This window comes from Ruegeria sp. AF8, assembly GCF_056541825.1.
Map to the genome: position 1 here is coordinate 219,665 of NZ_JBQFYW010000004.1, position 13,852 is coordinate 233,516.

Consider the following 13,852-nt stretch of genomic DNA (forward strand, 5'->3'; position numbering starts at 1 on the left):
CAGTTTCCGGAGAACCACCATGCCCGCGCCCAAGCCTGTTGTCCTGTGCATTCTCGACGGCTGGGGCCTGTCCGATGACGCGCGCGCAAATGCCCCGGTTCTGGCCCACACCCCGACCTTCGATGCCATCATGTCGAAAGGCCCGCACGCCCGTCTGATCACACATGGCCCGGATGTCGGTCTGCCCACTGGTCAGATGGGCAATTCCGAGGTCGGCCACACCAATATCGGCGCGGGGCGGGTGGTGGCGATGAATCTCGGCCAGATCGACCTCGCCATCGAGGACGGCTCGTTTTTTGAGAACGCCGCCCTGCAAGAGTTTGTTTCCAAAACAAAAGCCTCCGGCGGGGTCGCGCACCTGATGGGGCTGATTTCGGATGGCGGGGTGCACGGCCATCTCAACCACATCGTCGCTGCGGCGCAGGCGATCACGCGGGCCGGCGTTCCGGTTGCGCTGCACGCCATTACCGATGGGCGCGACGTGGCCCCGAAATCCGCCTTCAGCTATATCGCCGAGCTGGAGGAACGCCTGCCCGAGGATGCCCGCATCGTCACTGTCTGCGGCCGCTATTTCGCCATGGACCGGGACAACCGCTGGGAACGCGTGGCCGAGGCCTATGAGGCCATCGTCAAGGGCCAGGGCCGCCCGGTTAGCACCGCCCATTCGGCGGTGGACCATGCCTATAACCAGTCGGAAACAGACGAATTCATCGCCCCAACCGTCCTTTCCGGGTACCAGGGACTCAAGGACGGAGACGGCTTTTTCTGCCTCAATTTCCGGGCCGACCGGGCGCGGGAAATCCTGCGCGCCATCGGCGAGCCGGGCTTTGCCGAATTCGACACCGGCCCGCGCCCAGAACTGGCCGCCCTGCTGGGCATGGTCGAGTATTCCGACCGCCACAATGCCTATATGACCACTGTATTTCCCAAGCGCGAAATCGCCAACACGCTGGGCGCATGGGTTGCCAAACAGGGCCTGCGCCAATTCCGTCTCGCCGAAACCGAGAAATACCCGCACGTCACGTTTTTCCTCAATGGCGGCAAGGAAGAGCCGGAAGCGGGCGAAGACCGCTATATGCCGAAATCGCCCAAGGTCGCCACCTATGACCTGCAACCCGAGATGAGCGCCCCCGAGGTGACCGCGAAATTTGTCGAAGCGATCGAGGCGGGCTATGACCTGATCGTCACCAACTATGCCAACCCCGACATGGTTGGCCACACCGGCGATCTGAAGGCGGCAATCAAAGCCTGTGAAGCGGTGGATCAGGGGATGGCCAAAGTGGTGGCGGCATTGGAAAAGACCGGCGGTGCGATGATCGTGACTGCCGATCACGGCAATTGCGAAACCATGGCTGATCCGGAAAACGGCGGCCCTCATACGGCGCATACGCTGAATCCGGTCCCGGTCGCACTGGTCGGCGGACCCCGGGGGGCGAAACTGCGCGAGGGGCGTCTGTCCGATCTGGCGCCGACGATCCTGGAGCTGATGGGTCTGCCCAAACCACCCGAGATGACGGGTGAGAGCCTGCTGGCATGACTTTGCGGGTGGCGCTTTTGGCTGCGCTGTGCTGGTCCGGCGCGGCCCATGCCCAAGGCGATGCCGCCAGCGAGGCGCGCGAGGCCGCGGCGAGGCTGGAGCAAGCTTCGGTCTCTCTCGACGAGGCCAAAGGCGCGCGCAACCGGGTGCGCGCGCTGACCACGACCATTCAGGCTTTTGAGGCGGGGCTGGCGGCGATGCGCGACGGCTTGCGCAAGGCGGCGACCCGCGAGGCGCAGCTCGCGACCCAGCTGCGTGCGCGCGAAAAGGAAATATCGGATCTGCTGGGTGTGCTGCAAACCATCGAAACCACACCGCCGCCGGTTCTGACGCTGCACCCGTCGGGCCCTCTGGGCGCAGCCCGGTCCGGGATGATGATGGCCGAGATCACACCGGGGCTGACCGCGCGGGCAGAGGAACTGAGGCGGGATCTGAACGAAGTGCAAACCCTGCGCGAATTGCAGCAAAGGGCGGCGGATACGCTTGCGACAGGGCTGGCGGGGGTTCAGAGGGCGCGGGCGGAACTCAGCAAGGCGGTAGCCGACCGCACCGACCTGCCGCGCCGCTTCACCGAAGATCCGATTCGGGCCGCGATTCTGATCTCTTCGACCGAGACACTGGAAGGGTTCGCCAGCGGGCTGTCCGAAATCGCGGCGGGCGAAATTGCGGCGACCGAAGCTGACATATCGGCGCAGAAAGGCCGGATCGAGCTGCCGGTGCAGGGCCTCGTTCTGCGCCGTGCCGGCGAGGCGGATGCTGCCGGAATCAGGCGCGACGGTCTGATCGTCGCCACCAGGCCGCGCGCGCTGGTGATTTCTCCGACGGCGGCGACGATCCGGTATCGCGGCCCCTTGCTGGATTTGGGAAATGTGATCATTCTTGAACCGCAACCCGATTTGCTGTTCGTTTTCTCGGGTCTACAGGAGGTTTTCGGCGCGCCCGGTCAGGTCGTTCCCGCAGGCAGCCCGGTCGGCCTCATGGCGGGGTCGACACCGGAAATAGGCGCAATATTGTCAACAAGCGGTGATGGCACTGGAACTGATCGCCCAGAAACGCTCTATATAGAGGTGAGAGAGGGCGAAAGCCCGGTGGACCCCGAGGCGTGGTTCCGAACGGACAAGGATGGATAGACGAGTATGAAAAAATTCGTGATGGCCGGTCTGGCCGGAACACTGGCGGGGGTGATTGCGACGACGCAGATCGCCGGCCCGCTGCTTGCGCAGGAAGCAAAGAACAATGCCAGCGTTTATGAGCAGCTCGATTTGTTCGGAGACATATTCGAGCGCATCCGTGCGCAATATGTGGAAGAGGTCGAAGCAAACGAACTGATCGAGGCCGCCATCGACGGCATGTTGACGTCGCTTGACCCGCATTCCAGCTATCTGTCGCCGGACGATGCGGAACAGATGCGGGTCCAGACCCGCGGTGAATTCGGCGGTCTGGGCATCGAAGTCACGCAGGAAGAGGGTTTTGTCAAAGTCGTCTCGCCGATCGACGACACTCCGGCGGACGAGGCCGGGGTCGAGGCGGGCGATTTCATCACCCATGTCGATGGCGAGAGCGTTCTGGGCCTGACGCTGGACAAGGCGGTCGATCTGATGCGCGGGCCGGTCGGGTCCGAGATCGTGATCACCATCGTACGGGAAGGCGAGGCCGAACCCTTTGACATCACGATCATCCGTGACACGATCAAACTGACCGCCGTGCGCGCACGCACCGAAGGCACCAGTGTGGTCCTGCGCGTGACGACATTCAATGACCAGACCTTTCCGAACCTCAAGGAAGGGCTGGACAAACAGGTCGAGGAAGCGGGCGGTATCGACAAGATCAACGGCGTCGTGCTGGATCTGCGCAACAACCCCGGCGGGTTGCTGACGCAGGCCATCAAGGTGTCGGACGCGTTCCTGGAAGAGGGCGAAATCGTATCCACCCGTGGCCGTAACCCGGAAGACGGCGAGCGGTTCAATGCGACCTCGGGTGATCTGGCGCTGGGCAAGCCGGTTGTGGTGCTGATCAACGGTGGCTCGGCTTCGGCGTCCGAGATCGTTGCCGGTGCCTTGCAGGATCACCGCCGGGCCATCGTCGTGGGCACCAAAAGCTTCGGCAAGGGATCGGTTCAGACGGTGATGCCGATGCGTGGCGATGGCGCGATGCGCCTGACCACGGCGCGCTACTATACCCCTTCGGGCCGTTCGATCCAGGCGCTGGGCGTCAGCCCGGATATCGTTGTCGAACAGCCGCGCCGTCAGCCTGCGACAGAGACGGAGGAAGAGAAAAACCCCCGCACCCGGTCCGAGGCCGATCTGCGCGGTCGCCTGAACAATGACAGCCTGTCCGAGGATGAAATTCGCCAGATTGAAGAGGACCGTGCCAAGGCAGAGGCGACGGCCGAACTGCGCGAGCAGGACTATCAGCTGGCCTATGCCATCGATATTCTCAAGGGCCTGTCAGCCTTCGGCGCGCAGAACTGAAAATTAGGGACATCCGGAGAAGGGCCGCGACCGGGCGGCCCTTTTCTGTTTCGGTCAATGCGCCCCGCTGCCAACGGTCGAGACCCGCTCGCTCCATCGGTTGATGATACTGCGCAGCAGCGCCAGCACCACTTCGATCGAGAAACCCGCCAGAAAAGCCAGTGCCAGCAATCCGATGGATTTGAAGGGCACATAGATCATGTTGGCGACCTCGGGGGTAAAGAAATTCACCACCGCCACGCCCGCAAGCGACCCCATCATCAACCGAACGACCGAGCGGAAGAACTTGGGGTCGGGTATGGTCCGGCTCAGCATGAAGCCCAGCGTATAAACCATTGCTCCCAACGCTCCGTACAGCGATGGCAGCCACCATTTCGAAACCACCCGGTATTCCCGCTGCAACTGATAGGTGTTGTCGATCTTGAACGACTTGCCGGACCCCAGCCAATGGAATGGCGACAGCGGTTCCTGTTTGCGGGCGCAGCGGATGAACTGGATCAGCTTGGTCCGCAGCGTGATGTCGAACAGGATTTCGGGGTTTTGCAGAGAGCTTGCGGCGCGCGCCGTGCCAGCGCCCTGAACCGTCAGCATGTCCGAAATGCTTACCAGTATCTTTTTTACCTCATCCTCGCACTGGTCCGGCCTGAGGGGGGCGCTGAAATCTATGCCGGAGCCGGCATAGAACGAAATCGGTGCGGGTGCAGGCGTTTTCGCGGACTGTGACGCGGAGGATGCGCGGTAGCCACCCAGATCGACCGTGTCCGAGACACTTCTGAATGTCTGTCTCATGACGGCGAAGTAATCCAGCAGCGCTTGCGGTGTCATATCTCCGTTTGGCGAAACCTGTGCGGATACCGTTGTCCCGGCCTGAAAATAGGGCGTCGCAGTGGTGGTCTGCGGACAAAATATCTTGAGCCACTGCGCACGGTACACCCTGTGCGGGCGCGGCGGCCCATCGGCCGAACCGCCCGAAGCGGCATCTGCGGGCCTCTGCTCGAAACAGGTATAGTCGCCGACCCGGGCCAGCATCTTTTGCAGCGGATAGGTTTCCTGTTCCGCCCTCTGAACATCCAGTCGCAGCTTTTCGACCTTTTCCTCGAAGGCCAGTATCTTGTCGAAATAGGAAGATCCCTCGCTCCAGCTTGAATTCCACTGCGTGTCCTGGGTGGTGTTGGTTTCCAACCGCCCGATCAGCCAGGCCAGATAGGTGCGTTCCAGTTCCACAAGGTCCTGCTTTTCAAGGGCCTGAATTTCCGAAATCAGCAATTCGGTGCGCTGCGCCCAGACCGTGTAAAATCCGGTGAGGACGAAAAGAACCAGGGCCGCGACCGCGATGGTCAGATTGGTGAGCCATTTTTTCGTACCCTGCAGGACCCGGGTGGGCAAAGGAATGTCGCGGGTGCGCCGGCGGCTTTGGAATGGGTTCCATTCGCGCAAATCAAGTAGGGTGACCGGATAGATGCTGCGGATCACCTTGTTGAATTCGGATCGCAATGTCCGGTATTCATCGGAATCGATCGCCAGCCCGCCGTCCTTTTCGGCCCTGTGCGCGGCCTCGAGCGCCAGCAGGAATTTGTCGTCATTCAGGTATCCGCAGCAGGTGGCGTAATTTTCCACGCGCCGCGCATCCTTCAGAAATTCCCGGACGGCGGTGCGTTCCGAGGATTCAAACGATTTTTGGGTATCTTCGCTCGCCATGGTACATCACCCCAGATAACCCGGATACCAGTCCCCGTTGTACCAGCATTCGCAGTAGGCCCCCGGCGGCCCGGGATATTCAGCCCAGCACCAGAAATAGGCCGTGAAGCAGATCTCGCCCGGATTGTGCGGTGGCACCTGCGCAAAAGCATGCTTGGCCTGCAGGCAAATCAAAAGAAAAAGCCCGAACATCCAGACAATAAATATCTTCTTTAAGCTGATCATAATTGGATCCGAGTTGAAAAAACTCAGATATTATATCACAAAAGTGGGTTTATTGGGGAGGAATTGGTTCCAGGCTGAAAAATGGTCTGAGTTGTGGGTTTGCTCATGATCCAAAACCATAACGATAGTCGCCCGGATTCACGGTAATTTCAAACCTGGCCCAAAACCCTTTATGTCTCGGTACAGTGGCGGCGAAAGGCGCGCTTGAGCATGTCCAGCTCCGCCCGCAACAATTCGACTTCGGTTCGCAGGTCATCTGCGGCAGGCTCTCCGGCGATCAGGGTGATATCGCCGAGTTTCGCGCCGGTTTCGGCATCATGGATCAAGACGCTGTTCACACCCTCGGAAACGGCCTGGGCCGGGATCGGTATCTGCACCTTCCACCCTGCCGCGTCCCCGGTCAGCGCCACGCCGTCGACAGGCTGGCCGCGGTGGCGCACGTCCAGTCGCGGCTGCCGAAGGGCACCGGTCACCAGGCCCTCCCACATACCGTCTACGAGGCGAATTTTCGTCAGGGTCAGTTGGCTCATCTCAGACCTCGGTTACAGATCGGCGCGGTGATGGCGGCACAGTGTCAGGTCGCGCAGCGTGATCCGGTTCCATTCCGGATCCTGAATGATCAGGTCCAGCCAGATTTTTTCGACCCGTTTCTCGTTCATATCGGCATAGGCCAGATCGAAATCCGCGCAGACGGTGCGCGCCCCGGATGTCAGGTTTTGCGACACCTGTCCGGTATTCGGCCCATGCTGGACATTGAGCCGCGCAATGATCCCGACCGGCCGTTCGGCTTCGACGATCAAATCGGCGCGGATCATGTGCGAACGGGTCAGCCCCTGCAAGGCGTCGGGCGGCAGATCGATGGCCAGCGCCAGGAACGAACCTTCGAACTTGAACACCTCAAGACAGATGCCAAAAGGGGCAAAGTCCTCTTCGTGCGTGTTGCGCAACTGACGACAGGTGATTTCGGAAAGCGGGCAGTCGTGGAACAGGGCGACATCGTCGGCAACCTGTTCCCGTTGCGCGGCCGAAGAAAATCCCGGCTGACGCAGCGGGCCACGCCACAGGTTGGGCCGCCATGCCCAATCGGTGCCGTGCGGTCTGGGAAAGTGATTGCTGCCCACGCGGGGCCGCGCAAGCCTTCCGTCGGCGACCTGAATAAGTGCGTCCAGATCGCGGCGCAGCGCCCGGGCGCGGTTGCGCTGGGTGCGCAGCTCGGGCAGGTCGGCGCTTTCGGACCGGCTGGCGGCGGCCTGCCAGCGTTTGATCGCCTGTTTGTGCAGAATTCGGTCCAGCAGCCTGTCCATAGCGTGTCCATTGAGCGCGTTCGGTTGCGCCTCTCTTTAGCGAAAGAAGGTCGGCGAGATAAAGACAATGTGCGGAAAATTTATCGGCAAAGCGCATTCGGCGCTCTGATCCGGACGTTGCCGGTGCTATGGCGACAGGCAGAACTGCGTGGACGCAACCGGGAATTGCGCGTTCTTGTAATCATGTGGGGCAGTGCTTACCGTCACTGTCCCGGTAGCAGAGAGTTTTTCGCGCTGTGCCGCGGATCGCTCCAGCCAACAAAGGGACCGGGGTATGGAACCCAGTTTGTTCGCGTTCATCTGGAAGTATTCCAAACGGCAGCAGCTTGTCCTGCTGGCGCTGACGGTTCTGTCCTTTCCGTTCCTCTATGCTTCGCTGGAACTGCCCAAGCGGATCATAAACGACGCCATCGGTTCCACCCGCGACTCGATCGAGTTGTGGGGCATGTCACTGACTCAGGTGCAGTATCTGATGGTTCTGTGTTTTGCGTTTCTGGCCACAGTTCTGATCAGCGGCGTCATGAAAATGCGCATCAACACCATGAAGGGCGTGCTGTCCGAGCGTATGTTGCGGCGGCTGCGGTATACGCTCATCGGCCGGATGATGCGGTTTCCCAAGACCTATTTCGCAACCACCAGCCAGGGCGAACTGGTGTCGATGATCACCTCCGAGGCCGAGCCGATGGGCGGACTGATGGGAGATGCCGTCGCGCAGCCGGTGTTTCAGGCTGGGCAGATGCTGACCATCGTGATGTTCCTGTTCATGCAAAGCGTCTGGTTCGGGCTGGCCTCGGTCGCACTGATTCCGCTGCAGGCGTGGCTGATCCCGATGCTGCAGCGCCAGATCAATCTGCTGAACAAGGACCGGATTCAAGAAGTCCGGCGGCTGAGTTCCGAAATCGGCGAAAGCGCCGCCGGCATCAGCGATTTGCGCGCCAATGGCGGCTGGCGCTACCGGATGGCGCAGTTCACCGACCGGCTGGGAACTCTGTTCGAGATCCGGTTCAGGATCTATCAGAAGAAATTCTTCATGAAGTTCCTCAACAATCTGATCTCCCAGATGACGCCGTTCCTGTTCTATTCGGTCGGCGGATATCTGGCGATCCGGGGTCAGATCACGGTGGGGGCGCTGGTGGCGGCGCTGGCGGCCTACAAGGATCTGTCCAACCCGTGGAAAGAGCTGCTGTTCTACTACAACCAGGTTCAGGACATGTCTTTGCGCTGGCAGATCGTCACTGAACGGTTCGCGCCCCGCGACATGATCCCCGAGCATCTGTTCGAAGGCCGTCCAAAGGAAATCCCGCATCTGCGGGGCGCCGTCGAGCTGCGGGATGTGACGGTTCAGGACAAGGACGGCAACATCATCCTCGAAGATATCGATCTGACCATCCCTCCGGGTGCGCGCGTGGCGATTCAGTCGTCGCGAACCTCGGAACGGCAGGCGATCGCGCAATTGTTGACCCGCGAAGTGTTGCCGTCGCGCGGCGAGGTCGTTGTCGCGCGCCATAAGCTCAACGATCTGCACCAGGCCGTCATTGCTGCCCGCGTCGGCTATGCCCATTCGCGCCCCTACCTGTTTGACGGAACGCTGGGGGACAATTTGCTGATGCCGCTGCGAACATATCCCCAGAGCGACGGGGCGGATGGCGCAAGCCCCACGGACCGCGCCCGGATCGAAGCGCAGCGCGCGGGAAACAGCGTCGACCGGCTTGAAGCGGATTGGACGGATCCGGGCCTGGCCGGGCTGGAGGATGGCGAACAGATCCGCGACTGGTGGTTTCAGCTGGTCGAGGCGATGGGGATCGACGAGTTCATGTTCCGCCGCACCCTGCGGTCGCGTCTGAACCCGGCGATGCATCCGGCACTGGCCCAGGCGCTGGTCGATCTGCGCCCGAAGGTTGCCGAGCGTATCGCCGCCAGGGGCCTTGCCGATCTGGTGCATCGGTTCGATCCGGAACGGTTCAACCCCGCCGTGCCGCTGGGCGGCAATCTGCTTTTCGCCTCGCCAAAGCGTGACATCGCGCCCGATCTGCTGGCCGGGGACAAACGCTTTATCGGTATGCTGGAGGGGCAGGGCCTGGCTGATGAGGCCCGCGATATCGCCCTGGGCGTGATCGAGACGCTCAAGCAGACCTTCGGGCGCGACGATACCGATCACCCGCTGTTCCGCCGATTGGGCATGAAACCGGAAATGTATCACCGCCTGCTCGACATCGCCGAGCGGCGGGTGGCACGCGGAGACCGTGCCCTGGACGAACAGGAACGTGCCCTGCTGCTGACCGTCCCGTTCCTGCTGACCGCCGAACAGATCGGTCCGAGCTTTCCGGAAAAGTACAAGGAAAAGATCCTGTCGATCCGCAGGTCGCAGGCGGGGCAATTGCGAAACTCGCTGACGGGCCTGTTTGTTCCGGTCGCACCTGATCAATATGTGCCACGGCTGACGGTCATGGAAAACGCGCTTTATGGCCGGGTTTCCATCATGGCCGGCGCCCGGCAGGACGACATCGAGGACGTGGTGGCCGACGTGTTGAACGAGGCCGGCTTGCGCCGCCGTATCGCCGCGATCATCTATGACCTTCCATCCGGTTTGGGCGGCACCAACCTGCCCACGGTGTTTCAGGAACGCGCCGCCTTCTCGCGCGCCGGGATCAAGCGCCCCGACATTCTGATCCTCGACAAGGCGCTGGCCAGCCACGATTCCGAAAGCCGCCTGCGCACGCGGCAGAAACTGCGCGAGCTTTTGCCCGATTCGATCATGATCTTCATGGAAGATCACTTTGCCCATCCCGAAGCATATGATCTGTTCATCGAAATCCAGGACGGTCGCATCGACGGGGTTTCGCGCACGCAGCTTGAATTGGGCGAAGGCGCGGCCGCCGATCTCAGCCGAAAGCTGAACATCATCGCCTCGACCGAACTGTTCTCGAAACTCGACGCGCGCAACCAGCGGCTGCTGGCGTTTTCGGCGCAGTGGTACGATGCGGCGGCAGGGCAGGTGATTTTTTCGGGCGGGCAGGCCGCCGACGCTGCCTACCTGTGCCTTGAGGGCCGGGCGACCCTGAACTGGAGCGACAATGGCGGCGGGACCCGCACCGTCTCCACCGTAGAGCCGGGCCGCCTGATCGGCGACTTGTCGATCATCACCGGACTGCCCCGGCAATTCGACCTGATCGCCGAAGAACAGAGCAGTTTCCTGAGGATCGGGGCCGATGAATTCCGTGCGGTGGTCGAAAGCGACGCCTCGGTGGCGACGCAATTGCTGGAAACAGTGGCCGGATATCTGGTCGACGTGGCCGACCGGTTGCGCTCCGCGCGGATGGGCATATCCGATCCTGCCGCCGCTGAACCCCTCACCTCGGATCTGGATGCCATGCATGGGCGCTGACCGTCGCCATCCGGCCTATTCGGCCCATGAACAACTGGTTGCGCCGGTTCGCCCCCGACCCGAGATTTGGCGGCAGCTGGCGGGTCTGATCCTGGTGGCGGTCGTTGTGTTCACCCTGAACGCGATGCTGTTCGCCATCGTCAGCAATCTGATGTCCGACGTGTGGGTGATGGATTTTCTGGCCGGAACCGCGCCGGGGCCGATGATCGTGCTTCTGGCGAGTTTCGGATTTGTCGTTCTGGGGGTCCTGCTGGCTGCCAGGCACTTGCAGCACCGCTCGCTGGGTTCGGTGATCGGGCCGTATCGGCAGACCCTGCGGCAATTCTGGCACGTCCTGCGGGCTCTGCTGATTCTGGGAGGCGCCATTCTGGTGCTTCCGCCCTATGACATGGGCACTCCGCTTGAACCGAACCTGCCGTTCCTGCAATGGGTTATTTTGCTACCGGTTTCTCTTTTGGCGATCCTGGTTCAGACCGGCGCCGAAGAGATCCTGTTTCGCGGTTATCTCCAGCAAAGCCTTGCGGCGCGGTTCCGGTCGCCACTGATCTGGATGGGGCTGCCGTCGGTTCTGTTCGCGATGGGTCATTACCTGCCGGTGCAGGCGGGTGAGAACGCCGCCCTGATCGCGCTCTGGTCCGGTGTGTTCGGTTTTCTGATGGCTGATCTGACCGCCCGGTCCGGTACCCTGGGTCCGGCGATTGCGTTGCATCTGTTCAACAACATGATTGCCCTTCTCTTCATTGCCCTGCCGGGCAGTCTGGACGGTCTGGCCCTGTTCCTGATTCCCTACGAGATGTCGGATACCGTATTCCTGCGCGATTGGCTTTACGTCGATTTCGCGATGATGATAACCGCCTGGCTGGCGGCCCGGATTGCCCTCAGGCGTTGATTGCATTTCCTGCCGCAGGGTCTTATGTGACCTGAACGCAGCACAATCAGGGTTCCGTCATGAACTGGATCACAAACTACGTCCGACCACGGATCAATTCGATCTTTTCGCGCCGCGAGATGCCCGAGAACCTCTGGCAGAAATGCGACGAGTGCGGAACCATGCTGTTCCACCGCGAACTGGCGGAAAATCAAAACGTCTGCACCCATTGCGACCATCACATGGCGATCACTCCGCGCGACCGGTTCAACGCGCTGTTCGATGGCGGAATCTTTGCCGAAGTTGACGTGCCCGCACCCACCGCCGACCCGCTGCATTTCCGCGATCAGAAGAAATATCCCGACCGCATGAAGGCGGCGCAGAAGAAAACCGGCGAGAAAGAGGCGATGCTGGTCGCCGCCGGCGAGATCGGGCGCACGCCGATCATCGCCGCCGCGCAGGATTTCAGCTTTATGGGCGGCTCGATGGGCATGTTCGTGGGCAACGCGATCATCGCCGCCGCGCAAGAAGCGGTCAAGCTCAAGCGCCCGCTGATCCTGTTCTCGGCCGCTGGTGGCGCCCGGATGCAGGAAGGCATCCTGAGCCTGATGCAGATGCCGCGCACTACGGTCGCTGTGCAGATGCTGAAAGAGGCGGGCCTGCCCTATATCGTCGTGCTCACCCACCCCACGACCGGCGGCGTCACCGCCTCTTACGCGATGCTTGGGGATGTTCATATTTCCGAACCCAACGCGCTGATCTGCTTTGCCGGGCCGCGCGTGATCGAACAGACCATCCGCGAGAAGCTGCCCGAAGGGTTCCAGCGCGCCGAATACCTGTTGGATCATGGCATGCTGGACCGCGTGACCAAACGCACCGAGATGCGGGACGAACTGATCACCATCACCCGGATGCTGCTGAACCTGCCGCCCGCGATCGCCGGCGATCTGCCCGCCCCCGCCCAGGAAGAACCCAAGGCCGAACCCGCCGCTGCCGAGGTCGAAGCCGAGAAATGAGCGCGCCCACGTCCGACCTCATCCTGGAACGGATGATGGCGCTGCACCCCAAGATCATCGACCTGACGCTGGATCGTGTCTGGCGCCTGCTGGCCGCGTTGGACAACCCGCAGGACAAGATGCCGCCGGTGATCCATATCGCGGGCACCAACGGCAAGGGCTCGACCCAGGCAATGATCCGCGCCGGGCTGGAAGCGGCCGGTCGCAAGGTTCACGCATATACCTCGCCGCATCTGGCGCGGTTTCACGAACGCATCCGCGTCGCCGGAGAGCTGATTTCCGAACCCGACCTGACAGCGGTTCTGGACGAATGCTACACCGCCAATCGTGGCGAAAACATCACCTATTTCGAAATCACCACCTGCGCCGCCCTGCTGGCTTTTGCCCGCGCCCAGGCCGATTACACCCTGCTCGAGGTCGGGCTTGGCGGGCGGCTGGACGCCACCAACGTCATCGACACACCGGCGGTTTCCGTGATCACCCCGATCTCGATCGATCACGAGCAGTTCCTGGGCGACACGCTGCCCAAGATCGCCACAGAGAAGGCAGGGATCATCAAACGCGGCGTGCCCTGCATCGTCGGCCCGCAGCCGGACGAGGCAATGGAGGTGATCGAAGCCACCGCTGCCCGGCTGGGTGCGCCGTTAATCTCGTACGGACAGCACTGGCACGTGCAGGAGGAAAATGGGCGCCTCGTCTATCAGGACGAAACTGGCCTGCGCGACCTGCCGCTGCCCAATCTGATGGGCGCGCATCAGGTTCAGAACGCGGGCGCGGCGCTGGCCGTTCTGCGGCATCTGGACCAAGGCGATGCGGCATACGAGGCTGCGGTGACCAACGCTTTCTGGCCCGCCCGCATGCAGCGCCTGAAAACCGGCCCGCTGGCCGAGGCTGCGCCGCAAGCCGAGCTTTGGCTGGATGGCGGCCACAACGCCGCCGCCGGTCTGGCGCTGGCCGATGTCCTGAGCCGGTTGCCGAAACGGCCCACGCACTTGATCTGCGGCATGCTCAACACCAAGGACGTGACCGGCTATCTCGCGCCGCTTGCGGCCTGTGCCGACAGCCTGACAGGCGTGTCCATTCCCGGCGAGGCCAACACGCTGAGCGCCGAGGCCACCGCCGCCGCCGCCAGCCGGGTCGACCTGCCCGCCACCACCGCCGCCAGCGTTGCCGAGGCGCTTGCGGCCATCACCGCGCGCGACCCGCAGGCCCGCATCCTGATCTGCGGTTCGCTCTATCTGGCGGGGAACATTTTGCGCGAAAACGGTTGACCTGCGTTCTTTCGACCTGAACGGTTGCTTGCGTTGCTGCGGGTGTTGCAGCCTAGTGTGGTTCCGCGACGTTTCGA

General features: G+C 62.0%; 11 protein-coding genes. 7 read left to right on the forward strand and 4 right to left on the reverse strand.

Translation table 11 applies throughout. The annotated features are described in order from the left end of the window. The first annotated feature begins 19 nt into the window (after positions 1 to 19). The 3 genes from gpmI to ACR0AO_RS09955 are packed head-to-tail and all read left to right on the forward strand — an operon-like array spanning position 20 to position 4,008. Entirely contained in the window at positions 20 to 1,537 is a 1,518-nt protein-coding gene (gene gpmI / locus ACR0AO_RS09945; protein WP_480602982.1) for a 2,3-bisphosphoglycerate-independent phosphoglycerate mutase, read from the forward strand. After that, positions 1,534 to 2,667, forward strand: coding sequence for a murein hydrolase activator EnvC family protein (locus ACR0AO_RS09950; protein ID WP_480602984.1), 1,134 nt, complete (start codon positions 1,534 to 1,536; stop codon positions 2,665 to 2,667). The genes gpmI and ACR0AO_RS09950 overlap by 4 nt, the downstream gene beginning before the upstream one ends. Before the next feature lie 6 nt (positions 2,668 to 2,673). After that, positions 2,674 to 4,008 carry a S41 family peptidase gene (locus ACR0AO_RS09955; RefSeq protein ID WP_480602986.1) on the forward strand — a complete coding sequence of 445 codons (1,335 nt, stop codon included), beginning with the start codon at positions 2,674 to 2,676 and terminating at the stop codon, positions 4,006 to 4,008. A gap of 54 nt (positions 4,009 to 4,062) precedes the next feature. Here ACR0AO_RS09955 and ACR0AO_RS09960 read toward each other — a convergent pair whose 3' ends face one another. From ACR0AO_RS09960 to ACR0AO_RS09975, 4 genes are all read right to left on the reverse strand, one after another. After that, positions 4,063 to 5,706 carry a hypothetical protein gene (locus ACR0AO_RS09960; RefSeq protein ID WP_480602988.1) on the reverse strand — a complete coding sequence of 548 codons (1,644 nt, stop codon included), beginning with the start codon at positions 5,704 to 5,706 and terminating at the stop codon, positions 4,063 to 4,065. Positions 5,707 to 5,712: 6 nt separating this feature from the next. Next, entirely contained in the window at positions 5,713 to 5,931 is a 219-nt protein-coding gene (locus tag ACR0AO_RS09965; protein ID WP_480602990.1) for a hypothetical protein, read from the reverse strand. A 170-nt stretch (positions 5,932 to 6,101) separates the two neighbouring features. Continuing rightward, the gene (locus ACR0AO_RS09970) at positions 6,102 to 6,461 is read right to left on the reverse strand and encodes a hypothetical protein (RefSeq protein WP_480602991.1); all 360 of its coding nucleotides are present in this window, start codon (positions 6,459 to 6,461) and stop codon (positions 6,102 to 6,104) included. Between the two features lie 12 nt (positions 6,462 to 6,473). Beyond that, positions 6,474 to 7,235, reverse strand: coding sequence for a DUF6478 family protein (locus ACR0AO_RS09975; RefSeq protein ID WP_480602992.1), 762 nt, complete (start codon positions 7,233 to 7,235; stop codon positions 6,474 to 6,476). Positions 7,236 to 7,509: 274 nt separating this feature from the next. Between ACR0AO_RS09975 and ACR0AO_RS09980 the strand changes: the two genes are divergently transcribed. The 4 genes from ACR0AO_RS09980 to ACR0AO_RS09995 are packed head-to-tail and all read left to right on the forward strand — an operon-like array spanning position 7,510 to position 13,775. Next, entirely contained in the window at positions 7,510 to 10,620 is a 3,111-nt protein-coding gene (locus ACR0AO_RS09980) for an ABC transporter transmembrane domain-containing protein (protein WP_480602993.1), read from the forward strand. Then, complete coding sequence (locus ACR0AO_RS09985; RefSeq protein WP_480602994.1) at positions 10,610 to 11,509, forward strand: CPBP family intramembrane glutamic endopeptidase; 900 nt, start codon at positions 10,610 to 10,612, stop codon at positions 11,507 to 11,509. The genes ACR0AO_RS09980 and ACR0AO_RS09985 overlap by 11 nt, the downstream gene beginning before the upstream one ends. A gap of 59 nt (positions 11,510 to 11,568) precedes the next feature. Continuing rightward, positions 11,569 to 12,504: an acetyl-CoA carboxylase, carboxyltransferase subunit beta gene (accD, locus tag ACR0AO_RS09990; protein WP_480602995.1), complete on the forward strand. Its 936-nt coding sequence runs from the start codon at positions 11,569 to 11,571 to the stop codon at positions 12,502 to 12,504. Beyond that, complete coding sequence (locus ACR0AO_RS09995) at positions 12,501 to 13,775, forward strand: bifunctional folylpolyglutamate synthase/dihydrofolate synthase (RefSeq protein WP_480602996.1); 1,275 nt, start codon at positions 12,501 to 12,503, stop codon at positions 13,773 to 13,775. The genes accD and ACR0AO_RS09995 overlap by 4 nt, the downstream gene beginning before the upstream one ends. The last annotated feature ends 77 nt before the right edge of the window (positions 13,776 to 13,852 follow it).